The organism is Desulfarculaceae bacterium (assembly GCA_020444545.1).
Taxonomy (GTDB): Bacteria; Desulfobacterota; Desulfarculia; order Desulfarculales; family Desulfarculaceae; genus Desulfoferula.
The window spans coordinates 122,508-143,363 of the sequence record JAHLKT010000001.1 but is presented as its reverse complement, the minus strand read 5'-3'; the positions used below and the strand labels follow the sequence as shown (position 1 = coordinate 143,363).

18 protein-coding genes, 1 tRNA gene and 1 pseudogene are annotated in these 20,856 nt (G+C 68.1%); 16 read left to right on the top strand and 4 right to left on the bottom strand.

All coding sequences use genetic code 11. The features are described 5' to 3' along the window. Nucleotides 1-10: 10 nt before the first annotated feature. Nucleotides 11-1,666, top strand: coding sequence for a methylmalonyl-CoA mutase family protein (locus KQH53_00680; GenBank protein ID MCB2225161.1), 1,656 nt, complete (start codon nucleotides 11-13; stop codon nucleotides 1,664-1,666). Nucleotides 1,667-1,679: 13 nt separating this feature from the next. After that, nucleotides 1,680-2,081 (top strand): cobalamin B12-binding domain-containing protein, encoded by a 402-nt coding sequence (locus tag KQH53_00675; protein ID MCB2225160.1) that lies wholly within the window; start codon nucleotides 1,680-1,682, stop codon nucleotides 2,079-2,081. Between the two features lie 782 nt (nucleotides 2,082-2,863). On the opposite strand, the gene KQH53_00670 is transcribed toward KQH53_00675, so the two are convergent. Genes KQH53_00670 through KQH53_00655 form a run of 4 tightly spaced genes read right to left on the bottom strand, consistent with a single transcriptional unit; the run spans nucleotide 2,864 to nucleotide 7,009 of the window. Next, entirely contained in the window at nucleotides 2,864-3,448 is a 585-nt protein-coding gene (locus tag KQH53_00670; GenBank protein ID MCB2225159.1) for a DJ-1/PfpI family protein, read from the bottom strand. 6 nt (nucleotides 3,449-3,454) lie between these two features. Next, a complete protein-coding gene (locus KQH53_00665) occupies nucleotides 3,455-4,072 on the bottom strand; it encodes an indolepyruvate oxidoreductase subunit beta (protein ID MCB2225158.1) in 618 nt (205 codons plus the stop codon). After that, on the bottom strand, nucleotides 4,069-5,988 hold the full coding sequence (locus KQH53_00660) for a 4Fe-4S binding protein (GenBank protein MCB2225157.1): 1,920 nt from the start codon (nucleotides 5,986-5,988) through the stop codon (nucleotides 4,069-4,071). Before KQH53_00660 ends, KQH53_00665 begins: the two co-directional genes overlap by 4 nt. After that, the gene (locus KQH53_00655) at nucleotides 5,981-7,009 is read right to left on the bottom strand and encodes a Coenzyme F420 hydrogenase/dehydrogenase, beta subunit C-terminal domain (protein MCB2225156.1); all 1,029 of its coding nucleotides are present in this window, start codon (nucleotides 7,007-7,009) and stop codon (nucleotides 5,981-5,983) included. Before KQH53_00655 ends, KQH53_00660 begins: the two co-directional genes overlap by 8 nt. 219 nt (nucleotides 7,010-7,228) lie before the next feature. Between KQH53_00655 and KQH53_00650 the strand changes: the two genes are divergently transcribed. The 14 genes and pseudogenes from KQH53_00650 (at nucleotide 7,229) to KQH53_00585 (ending at nucleotide 20,794) form a co-directional block, all read left to right on the top strand. Beyond that, a tRNA-Gly gene (locus tag KQH53_00650) sits at nucleotides 7,229-7,304 on the top strand. A gap of 260 nt (nucleotides 7,305-7,564) precedes the next feature. Continuing rightward, complete coding sequence (locus KQH53_00645; GenBank protein ID MCB2225155.1) at nucleotides 7,565-8,041, top strand: ribosome maturation factor RimP; 477 nt, start codon at nucleotides 7,565-7,567, stop codon at nucleotides 8,039-8,041. Nucleotides 8,042-8,089: 48 nt separating this feature from the next. Next, nucleotides 8,090-9,310 (top strand): annotated as a pseudogene (nusA, locus tag KQH53_00640) (transcription termination factor NusA). A gap of 387 nt (nucleotides 9,311-9,697) precedes the next feature. Then, nucleotides 9,698-12,517 (top strand): translation initiation factor IF-2, encoded by a 2,820-nt coding sequence (gene infB / locus KQH53_00635; GenBank protein ID MCB2225154.1) that lies wholly within the window; start codon nucleotides 9,698-9,700, stop codon nucleotides 12,515-12,517. A gap of 6 nt (nucleotides 12,518-12,523) precedes the next feature. Then, entirely contained in the window at nucleotides 12,524-12,856 is a 333-nt protein-coding gene (locus tag KQH53_00630) for a DUF503 domain-containing protein (GenBank protein ID MCB2225153.1), read from the top strand. After that, nucleotides 12,820-13,212, top strand: a complete 393-nt coding sequence (gene rbfA, locus KQH53_00625; GenBank protein ID MCB2225152.1) for a 30S ribosome-binding factor RbfA — start codon at nucleotides 12,820-12,822, stop codon at nucleotides 13,210-13,212. The genes KQH53_00630 and rbfA overlap by 37 nt, the downstream gene beginning before the upstream one ends. Further along, on the top strand, nucleotides 13,209-14,174 hold the full coding sequence (locus KQH53_00620; protein ID MCB2225151.1) for a bifunctional oligoribonuclease/PAP phosphatase NrnA: 966 nt from the start codon (nucleotides 13,209-13,211) through the stop codon (nucleotides 14,172-14,174). Before rbfA ends, KQH53_00620 begins: the two co-directional genes overlap by 4 nt. After that, nucleotides 14,171-15,169 carry a tRNA pseudouridine(55) synthase TruB gene (gene truB / locus KQH53_00615; GenBank protein ID MCB2225150.1) on the top strand — a complete coding sequence of 333 codons (999 nt, stop codon included), beginning with the start codon at nucleotides 14,171-14,173 and terminating at the stop codon, nucleotides 15,167-15,169. Before KQH53_00620 ends, truB begins: the two co-directional genes overlap by 4 nt. A gap of 82 nt (nucleotides 15,170-15,251) precedes the next feature. Continuing rightward, nucleotides 15,252-15,521, top strand: coding sequence for a 30S ribosomal protein S15 (gene rpsO, locus KQH53_00610; GenBank protein ID MCB2225149.1), 270 nt, complete (start codon nucleotides 15,252-15,254; stop codon nucleotides 15,519-15,521). 37 nt (nucleotides 15,522-15,558) lie between these two features. Further along, nucleotides 15,559-17,721, top strand: a complete 2,163-nt coding sequence (gene pnp / locus KQH53_00605; GenBank protein ID MCB2225148.1) for a polyribonucleotide nucleotidyltransferase — start codon at nucleotides 15,559-15,561, stop codon at nucleotides 17,719-17,721. Nucleotides 17,722-17,729: 8 nt separating this feature from the next. After that, nucleotides 17,730-18,983, top strand: a complete 1,254-nt coding sequence (locus KQH53_00600; protein MCB2225147.1) for an insulinase family protein — start codon at nucleotides 17,730-17,732, stop codon at nucleotides 18,981-18,983. Next, on the top strand, nucleotides 18,980-19,426 hold the full coding sequence (dut, locus tag KQH53_00595; protein ID MCB2225146.1) for a dUTP diphosphatase: 447 nt from the start codon (nucleotides 18,980-18,982) through the stop codon (nucleotides 19,424-19,426). Before KQH53_00600 ends, dut begins: the two co-directional genes overlap by 4 nt. A gap of 1 nt (nucleotide 19,427) precedes the next feature. After that, complete coding sequence (locus KQH53_00590) at nucleotides 19,428-20,198, top strand: MBL fold metallo-hydrolase (GenBank protein MCB2225145.1); 771 nt, start codon at nucleotides 19,428-19,430, stop codon at nucleotides 20,196-20,198. 77 nt (nucleotides 20,199-20,275) lie between these two features. Then, entirely contained in the window at nucleotides 20,276-20,794 is a 519-nt protein-coding gene (locus KQH53_00585; GenBank protein ID MCB2225144.1) for a hypothetical protein, read from the top strand. Nucleotides 20,795-20,856 lie beyond the last annotated feature (62 nt).

Genomic DNA, 20,856 nt, shown 5'->3' with positions numbered 1-20,856 from the left:
GAGGGGAGACATGAGCGATTTTAATCAACAACTAATGGCCTGGCAGGCCAAGGTGGACAAGCTGGTGGCCAAGCGCCCCGAGCGCAAGGACCAGTTCACCACCATCAGCGGCCTGCCGGTGGAACGCCTGTACCTGCCCCAGGAACCCGGCGAGGCCTACGCGGACAAGCTGGGCCTGCCGGGCGAGTACCCCTACACCCGGGGCGTGCAGCCCAACATGTATCGCGGCCGGCTTTGGACCATGCGCCAGTACGCCGGCTTTGCCACCGCCGCCGAGAGCAACCAGCGCTACCGCTATCTGCTGGACCAGGGCACCACCGGCCTGAGCGTGGCCTTTGACCTGCCCACCCAGATCGGCTACGACGCGGACCACAAGCTGGCCCAGGGCGAGGTGGGCAAGGTGGGCGTGTCCATCAGCTCGCTGAAGGACATGGAGCTTCTGTTCGACCAGATCCCCCTGGACAAGGTCTCCACCTCCATGACCATCAACGCGCCGGCGGGCATCCTGTTGGCCATGTACATCGCCGTCGGCGCCAAGCAGGGGGTGGGCCCGGACCAGCTCCGAGGCACCATCCAGAACGACATCCTCAAGGAGTACTCCTCCCGGGGGACTTACATCTTCCCGCCCAAGCCCTCCATGCGCATCATCACCAACATCTTCGCCTACTGCGCCGAGGAGGTTCCCTCGTGGAACACCATCAGCATCAGCGGATACCACATCCGCGAGGCGGGGAGCACGGCGGTGCAGGAGGTGGCCTTCACCCTGGCCAACGGCATGGCTTATGTAAAGGCGGCCATGGAGGCGGGCCTGGACGTGGACCAGTTCGCGCCGCGCTTGAGCTTCTTCTTCAACGCGCACAGCGAGTTTTTGGAGGAGGTGGCCAAGTACCGCGCCGCCCGGCGGCTGTGGGCCAGGATCATGAAGGAGCGCTTCGGGGCCACCAACCCCAAGAGCCTGATGGTGCGCTTCCACACCCAGACCGCCGGATGCAGCCTCACTGCCCAGCAGCCCAAGAACAACATCGTGCGGGTGGCCTTCCAGGCCATGAGCGCGGTCTTGGGCGGCACCCAGAGCCTGCACACCAACTCCATGGACGAGGCCCTGGCCCTGCCCACCCAGGAGGCGGTGACCATCGCTCTCAGGACCCAGCAGATCATCGGCTACGAGTCCGGCGTCACCAGCACGGTGGACCCCCTGGCCGGGTCGTACTACATCGAAGAGCTCACCGACGAGATCGAGAAGGGCGCCGAGGCCTACATCGCCAAGATCGACGAGATGGGCGGCGCGGTGGAGGCCGTGGAGCAGGGCTACGTGCAGCGCGAGATCCAGGAAGCGGCCTACGAATACCAGAAGGCCATCGAGAGCGGCGACCGGGTGGTGGTGGGGGTGAACAAGTTCGCCACCGCCAAGGAATCGCCCGGCGACATTCTCAGGGTGGACCCCAAGGTGCGCCTGGAGCAGATGGAGGCCCTGGCCAAGCTCAAGGCCGAGCGCGACAACGCGGCGGTGGAGCAGAAACTGGCCGCCCTCAAGGCGGCGGCCCAGGGCGAGGACAACCTCATGCCCCACTTCCTGAGCTGCGTGCAGTCCTACGCCACCCTGGGCGAGATCTGCGACACCCTGCGCGGGGTCTTCGGCGAATACCAGGCCCCCACGACCATCTAGGAGGAGCAAAGCCATGCGCAAGATTAGAGTATTGGCGGCCAAGCCCGGCCTGGACGGTCACGACCGGGGAGTCAAGGTCATCGCGGCGGCCCTTAGGGACGCGGGCATGGAGGTGATTTACACCGGCCTGCGGCAAACGCCGGAGCAGATCGTGGCCACGGCCATCCAGGAGGACGTGGACGTCATCGCCCTGTCCATCCTTTCCGGGGCCCACGATTATCTCTTCCCCGAGGTGATGAAGCTGGTCAAGGAAAAGGGCCTGGACGACGAGGTGCTGGTCCTGGGCGGCGGGGTCATCCCCGAGAGCGACGTGGCCGCCATGAAGGAGGCCGGCGTGGCCGACATCTTCGGCCCGGGCACCTCCACCCACCAGATCGTGGAGTACATCCAACAGAACGTGAAGCAGCGCGCCTAGCGCGGCGAATAAAGCGAGCAACGCCCGGGTCCCATATGGGGCCCGGGTTTTTTTGGGGCGATCCAAAGAAGCAGGTAATAAAAAAAGAGCGGGTGTCCCAGACAGCTCGCTGTCTGGGCAGCGAGGCTTTGGCCGAGCGGCAGGAGGTTTGGGGGGGCTTGCGATTCTAGCTGACGAGGCCGGCCGCGCGACTCCGACTTTTGCAGGCAGAGATTGCTTCGCTGCGCTCGCAATGACAAGGGTTGTTGGTATTAGAAAAATGTCTGGGCGAGGATAAACCCCGTCCCTACACTGGCCTGGCAGCTCCGCTAGCGCCCCCTGTCTTTTCTTCCCCCCTTTTCTCCCCCAACCACCCCCGCCGGGGTCGCCACCGGGCCGGCATCTCCGCGCCCCACCCGGCCTGCCTCCCTAAAGCCCAGCTAATTTTTCACCCCCCTGCTCCGCGTCCCCGGCACCACGTCCACGCCCCGCCAACGAGCGCCCTTTCCCGGCAACCACCCTTATGCCGGCCCAGGGCGGCCCCGGCAAAAAAACGCTTTTTCTTTTCTTTTTCCCCTTCTTCTCTGTTCGGTCCAAGCCGGAGAAGACACCAAGGAAGATCGCCACCTCGCGGCGGGACGGTCGCCTCTTTCATTACCCGCCCCAAGGCCGCCGCTCCTCGCGATGACTGTCTATTTCTGAAAAGGACGGTTCGAGCCTTCGTAGCTTGGGGGATGGCGCCGGTTGCAAAAGAATAGGGCGGGGAGCAGCCCCGCCCTCGCGAATCAAAGTTTATGCCCTTGCTAGCGCCAGGGCCCGTCCAGGCGGATGGCCTCTTGCCGCCGGGTCTCCCAGCCGTAGAAGCGCTCCAGTAAGTACAACCCCAGGTCCACGCCCGAGGCCACGCCCCCGGCGGTGACCACCCCGCCCGAATCCACCAGGCGGTTGTTGATCACCGTCACCTTGGGATAGTCGCGGGCCAGCTGGGCCCGGAAACGCGGATGGGTGGTCACGGTGAGGCCGTCCAAAAGCCCGGCCCGGGCCAGCCACACCGCGCCGGTGCACACCGAGGCCAGTATTTGCAGCGACGGCGCCTGGGCCTTGATGAACTCCACCACCGGCTCGGGATTTTCGGGCAGGCGGGCGCCCGGGCCGCCGGGCACCACCAGGATGTCCAGGGCCGGGGCCTGATCCAATAGCGCATGAGGCCGGACCATGAGTCCGTCCACGCACTCTATCTCCGGCTTGGTTCCGATGGTCAGGGCCTTGAAGCAAGGCAGGTCGTCGGCGGTGCGGGCACGTCCCAGCACCTCGAAGGGCCCGGCGAAATCCAGCACCTCCACCTGCTCGAACAAGAGCACCCCCGCAGTCAGTGGCTGCGCTGTCATATGTCTTTACCCCTTTGTTATGAGTTCGGCTCCCTTGCTCAGGGCCGCCCGGTTGGGGCCCATGAGTTTTTCAGGGAACATTTCGCCCAGAGCCGCTTCCACCTCGGCCGCGCCGATGGGAAGAAGGTCCAGGGCGCACAGCGCGCCCAGGAGGACCACGTTGGCCAAAATGTGGTTGCCCAGCTCCAGGGCGGCTTCGGTGGCGGGCAGGGCGTATAGCCGGTGGCACAGGGAGGCCAGAGTGGCCTTGAGCTCCTCGGCTCCAGGGTAGGCCTGCTCCCCGGCCAGGACCGCCAATGGCCGCAACGGGCGGTCGTTGGTTATTACTATAACACCGGGATGGCCATAAGTCCCCAATACCCTCAGTGCTTCCAGGGGTTCCAGGCTAACGATGGCCGTGGCGCGGTGCTCGGGCATCAGGGGGCCCAGCACCGGCCCGGAGCTGAGGCGCACTTGGCTCATCACCGAGCCGCCCCGCTGGCTCAGGCCGTAGGTCTCGCCCACGGTGACTTCGTAGCCCGCCGCGAGCAGGGACCGGCCCAAAACCTGGCTGGCCAGGACGTTGCCTTGGCCACCCACGCCGGTGATCACGATGTCCAGGGGGTCGTGCTTGAGCGCCTTCATGCCGCCGCCTCCTTGGGCAGGGCCCGTATGGCCCCGGCCGGACAGATCTGGGCGCACACTCCGCAGCCCACGCAAACCACCTCGTCCACCTTGGCCCGCCCGGTGGCCTCGTCGAAGACCAGGCCCGGGCAGCGGAACACCCGGGTGCAGTAGCGGTTGCAGCCGCAGTCCTCGCCCCGGCACAGCTCCGGGTCCACGCTCACCGCGTAGGGATGCCCGCCGCGCTTGCCCTGCACCAGGGCGCAGAGCCGCCGGAAGATGAGCACCCGCACCCCGCCGCCTTCCTGCAAGGCGTCGTAGAGCGCCTCCTGGGTGGCGGCCAGGTCGTAGGGGTCCACCACCGAGTAGGGCAGCTCCAGGCCCCGGCATACCTGTTCCACGTCCACCGGGGTGCCGGGAGTGCCCATGGCGGTCTGGCCGGTGCCGGGGTGGGGCTGGAAGCCGGTCATGGCCGTGGCCGAGTTGTCCAGGACCACCAGCACGTAGTCCGCGTTGTTCCAGCGGGCGTTGACCAGGCCGGGCAGGGCGGCATGGAAAAAGGTGCTGTCGCCCACCACCGAGATTACCGGCTGCCTAAAGCCCTGGTCCCGCAGCTTGCCCAGGCCCGAGGCCACGCCCAGGCCCGAGCCCATGCAGTGCACCGCGTTCACTCGCTTGAAGCCGGTGTTCAACACACCCATGGTGTAGCAGCCGATGTCGCCGCTCACGATGCCTTCGCGGCCGTCCGCGTCCAAAACCTGCTTCATGGACCAATAGGAGGCGCGGTGGGGGCAGCCGGGGCAGAAGCCCACCTCGCGGGGCGCGGCCAGGGCCTGCGCCTGTTGCAGGCGCGCGGCGTAGTCCGGGTCCAGCTCTTGCCAGGGCAGGCCGAGGATGTCGGCCATGGCCCCGGCCAGCTTGCCCGGGCTCAGCTCGCCCACCTTGGGGGCGTGGCCGCTCTCCTGGCCGAAGAAGCGCTTGATGCCCAGCTCGGCCACGTGCTGCGCGTAGAGGCTCTTCACCGCCGTGTCCACGAAGGGGTCCAGCTCTTCGGCGATGAGCACCTTGTCCGCCAGGGCCAGATGTTTGAGCACCAGTTCCTCGTCCAGGGGCCAGGTCCAGACCAGGTGCAGGATGCCCACCCGGTCCGTGGCCGCCAACATGCGCCGGGCCTCGTCGGCATAGAGCCGGGCCGAGCCCGAGGCGATGACTAAGAGTTCGGGATGCTCCGGGCCTTCGTAGCGGTTCAGGCCCGTGGCCTTGAGTATCTCGCCCGCCTTGGCCAGCTTGGCCAGCATGCCCTGGTGGCGCGGCACCACCGGGATGGTGAACCAGGCCTGCTTGGGGTCCCAGTAGGGCTGGCGCGCGCGGTCGGGCAGGGGGCCGGGGGTCACCCCGGCCCGGGTGTGGCTCAGGCGGCTCAGGCTGCGGAACACCACCAGATTGCCGATGTCCTCGCTGAGCTGAAAAGCCAGCTTCATCATGGCCAGGCACTCGGCCGGAGTGGCGGGCTCCAGCAGGGGCAAGACGGCGGTGCGGGCCACGAAGCGGGCGTCCTGCTCGTTGGTGGAGGATACGCCCGAGGGGTCGTCGCATGTAACCAGGACGATGCCGCCCTTGGTGCCGCTGATGGTCAGGTTGCAGATGAAGTCCAGGGCCACGTTGACCCCGTTCTGCTTCATGGAGGCCATGGCCCTGAGCCCCGCGAAGGAGGCGGCCGCCGCGCTTTCCAGGGCCACCTTCTCGTTGGTGGACCACTCGGCGTAGATGCCCGCGCCCTCGGCCGAGTCGGCCAGGGTCTGCAATATCTCGCTGCTGGGGTTGCCGGGATAGGCGGCGGCCAGGTTCACCCCGCCTTCCAGGGCGCCCCGCGCGATGGCCTCGTTGCCCTGCAGGAGCACCTTGGCCCCCGGGGTCAGGGTGCTTATGTCAGGCACGGTTCTGCTCCTGTTCCGCCCGCTGGCGCTTGGCGTCGGCCGCCGCGCTCAGGTGCTCCAGAGATGACTCGGCCGCGGGCTCCAGCTCGATGAGCTCCAGGTTGGTCGCCAGGTTGATCAACGCCTCGCCCGGGCCGCTGCGGGCCAAAACGGTGTTCCAGCCCTCGCGGCCCTCGCAGGCCCCCACGCTGATATCCGCCGCCTCGGCGGTGAGGTCCGGGCAGCCGGCACAGCCGGGGTAGCGGATGGCGCGGACCTCTTCCAAAGGCAGTTCGTGGTACTGGCCCTCGCTCCATACCTGGAAGATGCCCGCCGGCGGGGGCGGGAAGTCGCTGCGCTCCACCGGCCCCCGGATGTCGTGCTGGTGCAGCAGGGCGCGCAGCTCGCGGCCCGGCAGGTTCATGGTGCAGAACAGCCCGATGCTCAGGGCGATGCGCTCGGCCGCCGACGGGTAGCGCTCATGGGTTTTCATACGCGCGGCGGCCAACGCCTGGCAGGGCAGGCCCACCAAGGCCAGGGGATGGCCGGCGTCTTCGGACAGGGCCTGGTTGAGCTCGCGCAAGGCCCCGCCCCCGGCGTAGATGGAGCCCGCCGAGGCCAGGACCTGATCGCGGGTCTTGGCCCGCACCCCCTGGGGGATGCCGCGATGGCCCGGGGCGGTTAGAATGGCCTCGCCCACCAACCCTTCGGCCAGGGCCAGGGCCGTGAGGGTGGACACCACCCCGCCGTATTGGGCCTTGGTTTGCAAATCCGGTGATTTGGCCCGGGCGGCATAGGCGGCCTTGACCTTGCCCAGGGGGCCTGCGGCCGGCACGGCCGGGGAGGGCCGCGCGGCCACGGGGCACAGCTCCACGCAGCGGCCTTGCTCCAGGCCGCAGGGGTCGGGCGCGGCCACCCGGCCGTCCAGGAACAGCAGGTGGGGGCACAGGCCCAGGCAGGCGCCGCAGGCCACGCAGAGGCCGGGCTCGATGACTTGGGTGATCAGCCGGTCCAGACTGGCGGCGGGGGGGTGGGGTACCATTCGCCGGCTCCAAAGCAGGGGTTGTCGGTCCGCCAACACCCATAGCAGGGGCGGCGGCAAAAAGCAACGCCCCATAATCTGGTGGACAATAGCGGTTGCGCGGGGAAGTTTTTGCAATATAATATGCCTTGTCCGGCTCTTAGGGGCCGGCAAGCGTCAGGAGAGGGCGGCAGCGTCCATGGCCGGGTGCGGCCTGGGCGGAGCCTTCTTCTGGGTTGAGCGGGCATAACTCAGTTGGTAGAGTACGAGCTTCCCAAGCTTGAAGTCGCGGGTTCGAGCCCCGTTGCCCGCTCCACGCATTGACCTGGCCGAACCAATCCCGGCTTGCGGGCCGCGGCTGGGCCGCGCGACCCTAGCTGGGTTGTCCCTTTTTGAGGGGGTTTCCCGGTGCCGCCCCCCGGCGCTTGGAAGCTTGCTTCGATTAGTGGACCTGATCCGATCTGGCCGGCTTTCCATGGCCACCGCGACGGGCGGACAGATTTGACGTGGTCCACGGTCTCGGGTTTTCCCGGGGCCAGGGGCCTTGTATTGCGCGTTGCGCATGGAGGACGGCTTGTGGAGGCCCGTGGCCCCGCCAGCGAGATGGAACGCCGTTTGAGGGACATCGTGGCGCCGGTGGTGCGCTCCGAGGGCCTGATGCTGGTGGAGCTGAACTGGCGGCGGGAGTCCGGCGGCCAGGTGCTGCGCCTGATCGTGGACCGCCGCGAGGGCGGGGTGAACCTGGACGATTGCGCCCTGCTCAGCCGCCAGGTGAGCGACCTGTTGGACGTGGAGGACCCCACCAACGGGCCCTTCAACTTGGAGGTGAGCAGCCCGGGGCTCACCCGCAAGCTCAAGGACCCGGCCGAGTTCGACCTGTTCGCCGGGCGGCCGGCCAAGCTGACCGTGAACGAGCCGGACGGAAAAAGCCGCACCTTGCGCGGCGTGCTCAAGGGCACCATGGGCGACGACGTGCTCATCGAGGTGAAGGGCAAGCCAATGGCGGTGCCCGTGGCCTCGGTGGCCAAGGCGCGCCTGGAAATAGATTTGTGAGGGGGGATGACCCCTGGATGACAAGGCAATGAGGTTGGGGAGTACCCAATGAGCGAACTGAAAAGGATGATCGACCAGGTATCCCGTGAAAAGGGCCTGGACCGCGAGATTCTCATCAACACCCTGGAGGAGGCCATGCGCTCCGCCGCCCGCCGCAAGCTGGGCTCCAAGGTGGAGGTCGACGTGGCCTACAACGATGAGGACGGCGAGGTGGAGGTCTTCGAGTTCAAGGAGGTGGTCAACGAAGTTGACGACCCCGACACTCAGATCAGCCTGGAGCACGGCCACCGCCTGGACCCGGATTGCGAGGTGGGCGACGAGCTGGGCGTGAAGGTGGACACCGCCGACTTCGGGCGCATCGCCGCCCAGAGCGCCAAGCAGGTGATCATCCAGCGCATGAAGGACGCCGAGCGCGACATCATCTACGAGGACTTCAAGGACCGCAAGAACGAGATCATCAACGGCATCGTGCAGCGCTTCGACAAGGGATCCATCGTGGTGAACCTGGGCCGCACCGAGGCCATCCTGCCCCCCCGGGAGCAGGTGCCCCGCGAGGGCTACCGCCCCGGCGACCGGCTCAGGGCCTACGTCCTGGACGTCAAGCGCATCTCGCGCGGTCCCCAGGTGGTGCTCAGCCGCACCCACCCCGGCTTCATCGAGGCCCTGTTCGAGCTGGAGGTGCCCGAGATCTCCGAGCAGATCGTGACCATCGAGGGCGTGGCCCGCGAGGCGGGCAGCCGCACCAAGCTGGGCGTGGCCTCCAATGACCGCGACGTGGACCCGGTGGGCGCCTGCGTGGGCATGAAGGGCTCGCGGGTGCAGGCGGTGGTCCAGGAGCTCCGGGGCGAGAAGATCGACATCATCGCCTGGGACCCGGACCCGGCCCGCTACGTGGTCAACGCCCTGGCCCCGGCCGAGATCAGCCGGGTGGTGGTGGACGAGGCCAACCAGACCATGGAGGTCATAGTGGCCGACGAGATGCTCTCGCTGGCCATCGGCCGGCGCGGGCAGAACGTGCGCCTGGCCTCCAAGCTCACCGGCTGGAAGATCGACGTTAAGAGCGAGTCGCGCTACGGCGAGTCCCTGCGCGACGGCTACCGCTCCCTGCTGGACGTGGTGGGCGTCTCCGACGTGAGCGCCGACACCTTGTACCAGGCGGGCTACGGCTCGGCCGAGGCTCTGGCCGAGGCGGACGCCGAGGAGCTGGCCGCCCTGCCCGACATCGACGCCGAGCGGGCCGAGGGGCTCATCGCCGACGCCAAGAATTATCTGGCCGAGGCGGTGCGGCGCATGGCCCAGGCGGAGAACGCGGACGACCCCAGCGCCCTGGACGCGGCCCGCGAGGCCTGGAAGGAACTTTCGGCCCAGACGGCGGAGGCCGAGGCCGAGGAGGCTCCGGAGCCCCAGGCGGAACCGGCCGACGAGACCGAGGCCGGGGAAGAGGCCGCCCCCGAGGCGGCGGAGGAATCCGAACCCGAGGCCGAAGCCGCCCCGGAGCCGGACAAAGAGCCCTAGGGGCGAGTTGGACTAGAGACTGTTAGCCAAGCGAGGCTCCGCCGCCAAGGCGGCCGGGGCCTGGCACATAGACCGCCGAGGCGGTCATGGGAAGCGGGGCCCAAACCCCTTCCCGCCAGGTAGAGATCGGGGAGATAGTTAATGGCCAAAATGCGGGTTTATGAGCTGGCCAAGGAACTCAAGCTCGACAATCGGGAACTGGTGCGCCAGATGCTCGATATGGGCATGGACGTTCGCAACCACATGAGCACCCTCACACCGGATGAGGCTCAGACGGTGCGCGACAGGCTCAAAGCCGAACGCAGCGAGGTGGTGGAAGAGAAGCGGGTGACCACGCGGGTCATTCGCCGCCGCCGCAAGAAGGTGGAGCCCGAGGCGGGCGCTGAAGGCGTTGACGAGGCCATGGAGGCCGCCGAGGAAGAAGGCGAGGCCGCCGAAGCTCCGGAGGAGGAGGCCCTGGCGGCCGCTCCGGAGAGCGCCCCGGCCGAGGCCAAGGCCGAGCCCGAGCCCGAAGCCGAACCCGAGCCTCAGCCGGAACCGGAGCCCGAGTCCGAGCCGGCCCCGGCCGAGCCCAAGGCCGAAGCCGCCCCCGAGCCCGAGCCGGAGCCGGAGCCCGAGCCGGAACCCGAGCCCAAGCCCGAGCCGGAGCCCGAGCCGGAACCCGAGCCCGAGCCGGAGCCCAAGCCGGAACCCGAGCCCGAGCCGGAGGCCGAGCCCAAACTGGAGCCCAAGCCGGAGCCCAAGCCCGAAGCCAAGCCCGAAGCCAAATCCGAGCCCAAGGCCGACCCCAAGGCCGAGCCCAAGCCCAAGAAGGCCAAGGTGGTGCGGCCCAAGCGCAGCGAGGACGCCCCGGCCCGCATCATCAGCAAGCCCACCAAGCCCGTGGCGCCCATCGGCGACCGCTGGCGCGAGGATTCGCGTCCGGCCCCGGCCGCCCGCAGGGGCGGGCCCCGTCCCGGCCCGGGCGCGCCCGCGGCCCCCGGCGAGATTCCCCCGCCGGACAAAAGCGACGGCCGTCCCCGCCGCCGCAAGAAGGGCAAGAAGGGCCAGGTGCCCTCCGACGACGTGCTCATGCGTAAGGCGGGCAGCAAGCGCAAGTCGATCCTGGACAAGGACGCTCTCTACGGCGGAAAGCCCTCCCGGGGCCGCCGCCGGGGCGTGGCCGCCAAAAAGGCCATGAAGACCGAGCTGACCACTCCCAAGGCCATCAAGCGCCGCATCAAGGTCACCGAGGCCATCACCGTGGGCGAGCTGGCCAAGCGCATGGGCGTCAAGGCCGCGGACATGGTGGGCCGCCTGATGAAGATGGGCATGATGGTCACCCTGAACCAGTCCCTGGACGTGGACGACGCGGCCATCGTGGCCGCCGAGTTCGGCTTCGAGATCGAAAGCGTGGGCTTCGCCGAAGAGGGCCTGCTGGAGCAGGACCAGGATCGTCCCGAAGACATGCAGGGGCGTCCCCCGGTGGTCACCATCATGGGCCACGTGGACCACGGCAAGACTTCGCTGTTGGACACCATCCGCCACGCGGACGTGGTCAGCGGCGAGGCCGGCGGCATCACCCAGCACATCGGCGCCTACGACGTGCACCTGGCCGACGGCGGACACGTGGTGTTTTTGGACACTCCGGGCCACGAGGCCTTCACCCAGATGCGCTCCCGCGGCGCCCAGGTCACCGACGTGGTGGTCCTGGTGGTGGCGGCGGACGACGGCATCATGGAGCAGACCAAGGAGGCCATCAACCACTCCAAGGCCGCCGAGGTGCCCATCATCGTGGCGGTCAACAAGATCGACAAGCCCGGGGCCGACCCCGAGCGGGCGCGCCGCGAGCTGAGCGATCATGGCCTCATCCCCGAGGACTGGGGCGGAGACACCATCGTGGTGGACGTTTCGGCCAAGACCGGCCAGGGCGTGGACAGCCTGCTGGAGATGCTCCAGTTGCAGTCCGAGGTGCTGGAGCTCACGGCCAACCCCGACAAGCCGGCCCGGGGCCACATCCTGGAGGCGCACCTGGACAAGGGGCGCGGTCCGGTGGGCACGGTTCTGGTGCGCGAGGGCACCCTCAAAAACGGCGACAGCTTCGTTTGCGGCACCTTCGCGGGCAAGGTTCGCTCCATGCTCGACGACCGGGGCAAGCCGGTGGACAGCGCCGGGCCTTCCATTCCGGTGGAGGTGCAGGGCTTCGGCGGCGTGCCCGAAGCGGGCGATGAGTTCGCGGTGGTGGAAAACGACAAGGTGGCCCGCCAGATCGCCGATCACCGCTCCCTGAAGAAGCGCGAGGCCGAGCTTTCGGCCAAGACCAAGACCTCCCTGGAAGGCTTCTTCGAGCAGATGGCCGAAGGCGCGGTGCAGGAGCTCAAGCTGGTGGTCAAGGCCGACGTGCAGGGCTCGGTGGAGGCCCTGGTGGACGCCCTGGGCAAGCTGGGCAACGAGGAGGTGCGGGTCAACGTGATCCACTCCGCCACCGGCGCCATCAACGAATCCGACGTGATGCTGGCCAGCGCTTCGGACGCCATCGTCATCGGCTTCAACGTGCGGCCCATGGGCAAGGTGAGCGAGGTGGCCGAGGCCGAGCGGGTGGACATCCGCGCCTACGAGGTCATCTACCAAATCCTGGACGACGTGACCGCCGCCCTCACCGGCATGCTGGCTCCGGAGTTCAAGGAAGAGGTCATCGGCCGGGCCGAGGTGCGCGACACCTTCGGCGTGCCCAAGATCGGCACCGTGGCCGGCTCCTACGTGACCGACGGCAAGGTGACCCGCGGGGCCAACGTCCGCCTGCTGCGCGACGGCGTGGTGATCGCCAACACCAAGGTGTCGAGCCTCCGGCGCTTCAAGGACGACGTGAAGGAAGTGGCCCAGGGCTTCGAGTGCGGCATCGGCCTGGAGAACTACAACGACATCAAGGTCGGCGACGTGATCGAGTTCTACGTCATCCACGAAGTGGCGGCCACGCTGTAGAAGAACATGGTGGTGGGCGCGATGACCATAACCTTGCACCTGGGCCAGGGCGGCAGCCTCAAGGCCAAGCGCAAGGTGGTGCGCAGCCTCACCGACCGGGTGCGGGCCCGCTTCAACGCGGCCGCCGCCGAGGTGGGGGCCCAGGAACTGTGGCAGCGCATCGAGCTGGGCTTCACCGTGTGCGGCAATGAGACGGCCCACGTGGACGGCCAGATGGAGGCCATCCGGCGCTTTGTGGAGCGCTTGGCTTTGGCCGAGATCACCGACGTGCGCCAGGAGCTGATCAACCTCAAGGAGATGACGTGGGCACCCGCCGCACCAAACGACTGGGCAACCTGATCCAGGCCGAGTTGGGCGAGCTGCTGCTGCGGCGGGTCAAGGACCCCCGGGTGGCTTCGGTGGCGGTGACCGCGGTGGATGTCAGCCCCGACCTCAGCCAGGCCAAGGTGTTTTTCAGCTTGCTGGACCACGAGCAGCACGAGGCGGCCCTGGCCGGTCTCAACGCAGCCGCCGGTTTCCTGCGCCGCGAGCTGGCCGCCCGCCTGCGCCTCAAGAGCATCCCCCGCCTGGTGCCGGTCTACGACGACTCCCAGGTAAAGGGGGCGCATCTGGAGCAGGTGCTGAGGGAAGCCCGCGCCCAGGACCAGGCCGCGGCCCAGGCCCGGGGCGAGGACGAGCCGGAGGGCTCGGCATGATGCGCGAGGTGGTCCAGGCCTTGGCCGGGGCCCAGCGGGTGCTGCTGGTATCCCACCTGCTGCCCGACGGCGACGCCTTGGGATCGTCCCTGGGGCTGATGCACCTGCTCGCCGCCCAGGGCAAAGAGGTGAAGGTTTACAGCGCCGGGCCCATCCCCGAGGAATACGAGTTCATGCCGGGCATGGAGAGCGTGCAGAACGATCTGCCCGGCAAGGATTGGGTGGAGCTGGCCGTGCTGTTGGACTGTCACCAGCCCGAGCGCACCGGCGAGCGTAGTGCGCCGTATTTGGCCAAGCTCCCCAACGTGGCGGTGATCGACCACCACCAGGGAGAGGCCAGCGTCGGCCAAGCGGTTTGGGTGGACCCGGGATTCGCGGCCACCTGCGAGCTCTTGGCCGAGATGGCCCACGCCGAGGGCTGGAGCATGAGCCCCGAGGCGGCCACCTGCTTGTTCGTGGGAGTGCAGACCGACACCGGGTCGTTCCGCTACTCCAACACCACTCCCCGCTGCCTGCGCGCGGCGGCCCGCCTCATCGAGGCCGGGGCCGAGGCGTGGGCCATAAGCCAGGAGGTCTACGCCACCCGGCCCAAGCGCCTGCGCATCCTGGGCCGGATCATGGACAGCCTGGAGCTGATGCGGGGCGGCCGCCTGGCCTACAGCCAGATCACCCTGGCCGAGCTGAATCGGGTGGAAGGCGGGCCGGCCGATCTGGAGCAGGCGGTGGAGACGCTCAGGCTCATCCCCGGCGTCGAGGTCTCGGCCCTGCTGCGCGAGACCCCCAGCGGAGCCATCAAGGTTTCCATGCGCTCCCGGGGCAAGGTGGACGTGAGCCGGGTGGCCATCGCCCTGGGCGGCGGGGGCCACAAGAACGCGGCCGGGGTGACCCTGGAGGGCAACCTGGCCGGGGTGCGCCGCCAGATCTTGGGCCTGCTGGAGCAGGGCCTGGAGCAGCTCTCGTGAGCCGCCGCAAGAAAGCGGCCTTTTTCACCGACGGCGTGTTGGTGGTGGACAAGCCCGCCGGGCCCACCAGCCACGACGTGGTGCAAAAGCTACGTCGGCGCTACAAGCCCTCCAAGCTGGGCCACGCCGGCACCCTGGACCCTTTTGCCACCGGCGTGTTGGTGCTGTTGTTCAACCGGGCCACCCGCATGGCGGGCCTGTTGGGCACCGGCGACAAGCTCTACGCCGGGGTGGTGAGCCTGGGCGCGGCCATGGACACCGGCGACCCCACCGGCCAGGTGATCGCCGAAGCTCCGGTGCCCGAGCTGAACGAGGCCATGGCTGCCGCCGCGCTTAAGGCCCTGGAGGGCGAGCGCGAGCAGGCCCCGCCGGCCTATTCGGCGGCCAAGCACCAGGGCAGGCCGCTCTACGCCTATGCCCGCGAGGGCGTGGAGGTGAAAAAGCCGCCCCGGCCCATAACGGTGCACCAGGCGCGGCTCACCGGCCTGGAGCCGGGCGAGATCGCCTTTGAGATGCTCTGCTCGCGGGGCACCTACGTGCGCTCCCTGGCCGAGGACCTGGCCAAGGACCTGGGCACCGTGGGGCATCTGAAGAGCCTCACCCGCCTGGCCTCGGCGCCCTTTGCCTTGAACGAGGCAATGGGCCTGGACGAGGCCCTGGACCTAGGGCCCGAGGGGCTGAGCGAGAAGATGATCCCCCTGGGCGAGGCCCTGGCCCGTTGCGGCCTGCCCGTGGTGGAGGTGGACGAAGATTTGGCCTGGCGGCTGAGGCAAGGGGAGATCATTCCCCGGGCCGAGCTGACGGGCAACGACGATTCGGCCGCGACCGGCCCTTTCCGCGTGGAGCGGGAGGGCGAGCTGGTGGCGGTGTTGCGGTGGCTGGAGCCCGGCGAAAAACGGCCCGGCCGCGACTACGAGAGCCTAAGAGTATTTGCCGAGCCGCCCGATGCGCGGCTCCAGAACGAAACATCTGCGTCGGCCATGGGGGCCGAGTAGCCCGGGGGGCGGGACGGTCCCGCCCGGCTGGGCCGCAGACGAGGGGCCAAGGACAGGCCCGTAACTAAGGAGGAATGAGAAAGTGGTACTGACCCCGGAAGACAAAGGCGCTATTGTCGGCAAGTTTCAGCGTAAACCGGGCGACACCGGCTCGCCGGAGGTGCAGATCGCCCTTCTGAGCGAGCGAATCAAGTATCTGACCGAGCACTTCAAGGTCCACAAGAAGGACCATCATTCACGACGTGGCCTGCTGAAGCTGGTGGGCCAGCGCCGCCGTATGCTCAACTACCTCAAGCGTAAAGACATTGAGCGTTACCGCGCGGTTATCAAGGAGCTGGGCATCCGTAAGTAGGGCCCGAGTTCCGTGTAGGAAGGCGAGAGAGAGAAAAATGGTTAAGAAGGTATCGGCGACCATCAACGGTCGCGAGTTGACGATCGAGACTGGCAAGATTGCCAAGCAGGCCGGCGGCGCGGTTATGGTCACCTACGGCGAGACCGTGGTGCTGGTTACCGCCACCGGCGACACCAACATGCGCGAGGGCATCGACTTCTTGCCCCTCACCGTGGATTACCAGGAGCTGGCCTACGCCGCCGGACGCATTCCCGGCAACTTCTTCCGCCGCGAGATGGGCCGCCCCAGCGAGAAAGAAACCCTGACCAGCCGGCTCATCGACCGGCCGGTGCGTCCGCGCATGCCCAAGGGTTGGACCTACGAGACCCAGATCATCGCCAACGTCTATTCGGCCGACAAGGTCAACGAACCCGACGTGCTGGCCCTCACCGGCGCTTCGGCCGCCCTGTGCATCAGCGACGTGCCCTTCGACGGGCCCACGGCCGGCGTGCGGGTGGGCCGGGTCGACGGCCAGTTCGTGGTAAACCCCACCGCCGATGAGCGCGCCAAGAGCGACCTGGACCTCATCGTGGCCGGCAGCCGCGACGCGGTGGTCATGGTGGAAGGCGGCTCCGAGCTGCTGCCCGAGGACGTGGTCCTGGAGGGCATCTGGTTCGGCCACGAGCAGTTGCAGCCCCTGCTGGACATCCAGGAGGAGCTGGCCGCCGCGGTGGGCAAGCCCAAGCGCGAGTTCACCAAGCCGGTGGAGGACACCGAGCTCAAGGCCAAGGTGGCCGAGCTGGCCGCCGAGGGCGTCAAAAAGGTTCTGTCCACCGTGCCCAAGCTGGAGCGCTACGCGGTCAAGCGGCAGGTGAAAAAGGACGTCGTCGCCGCCCTGGGCGAAGAGGCCGCCGGCCGCGAAGGCAAGGTCAAGGACATGGTGGAGCATCTGGTCTCCGACGGGATGCGCAACATGATCCTGGACCAGGGCCGCCGGGTGGACGGCCGCGACTTCGTCACGGTACGCCCGGTTTCCTGCGAGGTGGGCCTGTTGCCCCGCACCCACGGCTCGGCCCTGTTCACCCGGGGCGAGACCCAGGCCATCGTGACCACCACCCTGGGCACCAGCGGCGACGAGCAGCGCATCGAGTCGGTCACCAAGGAAGACTCCTTCCGTGACTTCCTGTTGCACTACAACTTCCCGCCCTTCTGCGTGGGCGAGGCCCGCATGCTCCGGGGCCCCGGCCGCCGCGAGATCGGCCACGGCGCCCTGGCCCGGCGCAGCCTGCAAAAGGTGCTGCCGGCCAAGGACGGCTTCCCCTACACCATCCGCGTGGTCAGCGACATCACCGAGTCCAACGGCTCGTCGTCCATGGCCAGCGTGTGCGGCGGGTCCTTGTCCATGATGGACGCGGGCGTGCCCACCAAGGCGGCGGTGGCCGGCGTGGCCATGGGCCTGATCAAGGAAGGCGACAAGACCGCGGTGCTCACCGACATCGTGGGCGACGAGGACCATCTGGGCGACATGGACTTCAAGGTCACCGGCTCCAGCGAGGGCGTGGCCGCCGTGCAGATGGACATCAAGATTAGCGGCATCTCCAAGGAGATCATGGGCCAGGCCCTGGCCCAGGCCAAGGACGGCCGCCTGCACATCCTGGGCAAGATGGCCGAGGCCATCAACAACCCCCGGGGCGACATCAGCGACTGGGCCCCGCGCATCACCACCATCAAGATCCCGGTGGAGCGCATCAAGGACATCATCGGCCCCGGCGGCAAGATCATCCGCGGCATGCAGATGGAGACCGGCGCCAAGATCGATGTCGAGGACGACGGCACGGTGCACGTGGCCGCCGTGGACGGCGCGGCCGGCAAGAAGGCCCTGGCCATGATCAAGGACCTCACCCAGGAGGTGGAGGCCGGCGCGGTGTACGAAGGCACCGTGGTCAAGATCATGGACTTCGGCGCGTTCGTGGAGATCCTTCCCGGCCGCGACGGCCTGGTGCACATCTCCGAGCTGGACCACACCCGCGTGCGCGCGGTCACCGACGTGCTCAAGGAAGGCGACAAGGTCAAGGTGAAGGTGCTGGGCGTGGACGACCGCGGCAAGGTGCGCCTGAGCCGCAAGGCCCTGCTGCCGCCTCCCGAGGGTGGCGAGGTGCAAAACGACCGTCCGAGCGGCGGCCGTCCTCCCCGAGGCGCCAGCCGTCCCAGGCGCGACTAAAGGCAACTGTGATCAACAAAACCACACTGGATAACGGAGTCCGCGTTGTCACCGAGAGGCTGGAACACGCCTACTCGGTGACCGCGGGCTTGTGGATGGAGGTCGGCTCCCGCGACGAGGAGCCGACCCAAGGCGGCATCAGCCACTTCATCGAGCACATGGCCTTCAAGGGCACCGCCAAGCGCGATGCCCTGGCCATTGCCCGTGAGCTGGACCGCATGGGGGGCATGGCCAACGCCTTCACCTCCAAGGAAGTGACCTGCTTCCACGCCCGCACCCTGGCCGAGCTTCTGCCCGAGATCGCCGACCTGCTCACCGACATCTTCCTGTTCCCGGCCTACCCGGCCGCCGAGCTGGAGCGCGAGCGCCAGGTGATCATGCAGGAGATCTGCGCGGTGGAGGATACCCCCGACGAGCTGGTGCACGTCATGTTCGGCCAGGACTTCCTGCCCGGCCACCCCCTGGGGCGGCCGGTGCTGGGCACCACCGAGAGCGTGAGCGCGGTGAGCCGCGAGGACCTGGTGGACTATCTGGCCACCTCTTACGTGCCCTCCAAGCTGGTGGTCTCGGCCGTCGGCGACCTGGAGCACGAGCGTCTGCTGGATCTGTTGGCCCCGGCCCTTTCGGGCCTGCCCATGGGCGAAGGGCGCAACCACCGCCAGCCGCCCGAGCCCCGGCCCGGCCTGTGGGTGCACCAGCGCGACAGCGAGCAGGTGCACGTGGCCATGGGGGCTCCCGGCCCCTCGGTGGTGGACCCGGACCGTTTCGCCGCCGCTCTGCTCAATGTGATCCTGGGCGGCAACATGAGCTCGCGGCTGTTCCAGGAGGTGCGCGAGAAGCGCGGCCTGGCCTACGCGGTGTACAGCTATCTCAGTTCCTACAGCGACGCCGGGCTCTTCGGGGTCTATTTGGGCGTGGCCCCGGGCCGCTCGCCCGAGGCGCTCAAGGTGGTCAAGGACGAGATGGCCCGCCTGGCCGTGGAGCCGGTGGGCGAGGAGGAGCTGGCCCACGCCAAGGAGCACACCAAGGGCTCCATCCTCCTGGCCGCCGAGAACTCGGACAGCCGCATGTCCCGCCTGGCCCGCAGCGAATACAACTTCGGCCGCGAGGTTCCCATGGAAGAGGTGGTGGCCAACATCGAGGCGGTGACGGTGGACGACCTCACCCGCATCGCGGCCCAGTGCCTGGACCCCACCAAACTGGGTATCACCGTTTTGGGCCCGGCCGACGCCGATGGCCTGGCCGCGGAGGCCGGGGCATGAGCCGCCCCAAGGTCTTGGTCAAGCGGCTGCCTCACGGCGAGGGGCTCAAGCTCCCGGCCTACGAGAGCGAGCTGGCCGCCGGCCTGGACCTGCCCGCCGCCCTGGACGAGCCCCTGACCATCGATCCCCGCGACATCGTGATGGTGCCCACCGGCCTGGCCCTGGCCATACCGGCGGGCTATGAGGGACAGGTGCGGCCCCGCTCCGGCCTGGCCATCAAAAAGGGCCTCACCGTGGTCAACGCGCCGGGCACCATCGACGCGGACTATCGCGGCGAGGTCAAGGTGGGCCTGGTCAACCTGGGCCCCGAAGCCGTGGTGCTTCAGCGGGGTGACCGCATCGCCCAGTTGGTCATCGCGCCGGTGGTGCAGGCCGAGCTGGCCGAGGCCGGCGAGCTGCCCGACACCCAACGGGGCGAGGGCGGCTTCGGCAGCACGGGATAATATGGGGCTCACCTTCTGCTCCCTGGCCAGCGGCTCCAAGGGCAACTGCATCTACGTGTCCGCCGGGGAGAGCGCCCTGCTCATCGACTGCGGGCTCAGCGCCAAGCAGACCATCCTCCGCCTGGAGGCGCGCGGCCTGCCCTCCCACAAAATCAAAGCCATTCTCATCACCCACGAGCACGGCGACCACATCCGGGGCCTGCGGGTTTTGGCCAAGCGCCTGAACGCCGTGGCCGTGGCCACCCCGGCCACCTGGGCGGCCACCAAGGACAGGAAGGGGACGCGCCACCAGCCCATGGAGGCGGGCTCCACCTTCAGCCTCAACGGCTTGGAGGTGCATCCCTTCACCGTGTCCCACGACGCGGTGGACCCGGTGGGCCTGGTGATCAGCGCGGGAGCGGCCCGCCTGGGGGTGTGCACCGACTTGGGGAAGGTCACCGGTCTGGTGACCCAGCGCCTGGGCGGCTGCGGCGGCCTCATCCTGGAGCACAACCACGACCCCGAGATGCTGTCCTCGGGCTCCTATCCGCCCTGGCTGAAGCAGCGGGTGCGCGGGCCGCAGGGGCATTTGTCCAACCAGGAAGGGGCCGGGCTTCTGGCCGAGCTTTGCCACGCGGGGCTCAAGCAGGTGCTCCTGGCCCACATCTCCCAGCAGAACAACCTGCCCCACCTGGCCGAGGCCGCCGCCAAGGCCGCCCTGGCCCCGGGCGGGCACGCCCCCGGCCTGGCCGCTGCGGATCAGGACCAGCCCAGCTTGGTATTCGAGATTTAGAATAAGCTACAATTTGAATAGGAGAAGCCCCCGCGGGGCTCGCAGAACCTTTTTCCAACCCTTGCAGAGGCCGTGGAATGTCTGCCCCTGAGCAAAACCCCAAGTCGCCGTCCTCCCATCCCATGCGGGAGCTGCTGGTCATCCTGCTCATTGCGGGCGTGGTGTTTTGGGTCTCCTCCCGGCTGGACGTTTTCGAGTGGCTGGTGGACACGGTGCACCACTACGAGGACTACGAACTGGACGAGGTGGTGGTTCTCTTGGCCATCCTGTCCTTGGCCTTCGGGGCCTTCGCGGTTCGCCGCTGGCGGGAGTCGTCCCGGGAGTATGCCCGGCGGCTGGAAGCGGAGCGCCTGAAGGTGGTCCTGGAGACGGCGGGGACGGTGAGCCACGAGTTCAACCAGCCCCTTCAGGTGATCATGGGGGCCGCCGAGATGGCCCTTCTCGATGTGCCGGAAGACTCCAAGCTGCACAAGTACCTGAGCAACATCCTGGACAGCGCCAAGAAGCTGGCCCAGCTCATTACCAAGCTCAACCGGATAACTGCCTACCGCCGCAAGCCCTACTACAAGGACCAGCACATCCTGGACCTGGACTGAGCCAAGGCGCCAATCCACCGCCGTGCAAGCAGCAGGCAAAAAGAGGGGCCCTCCCGAAGGAG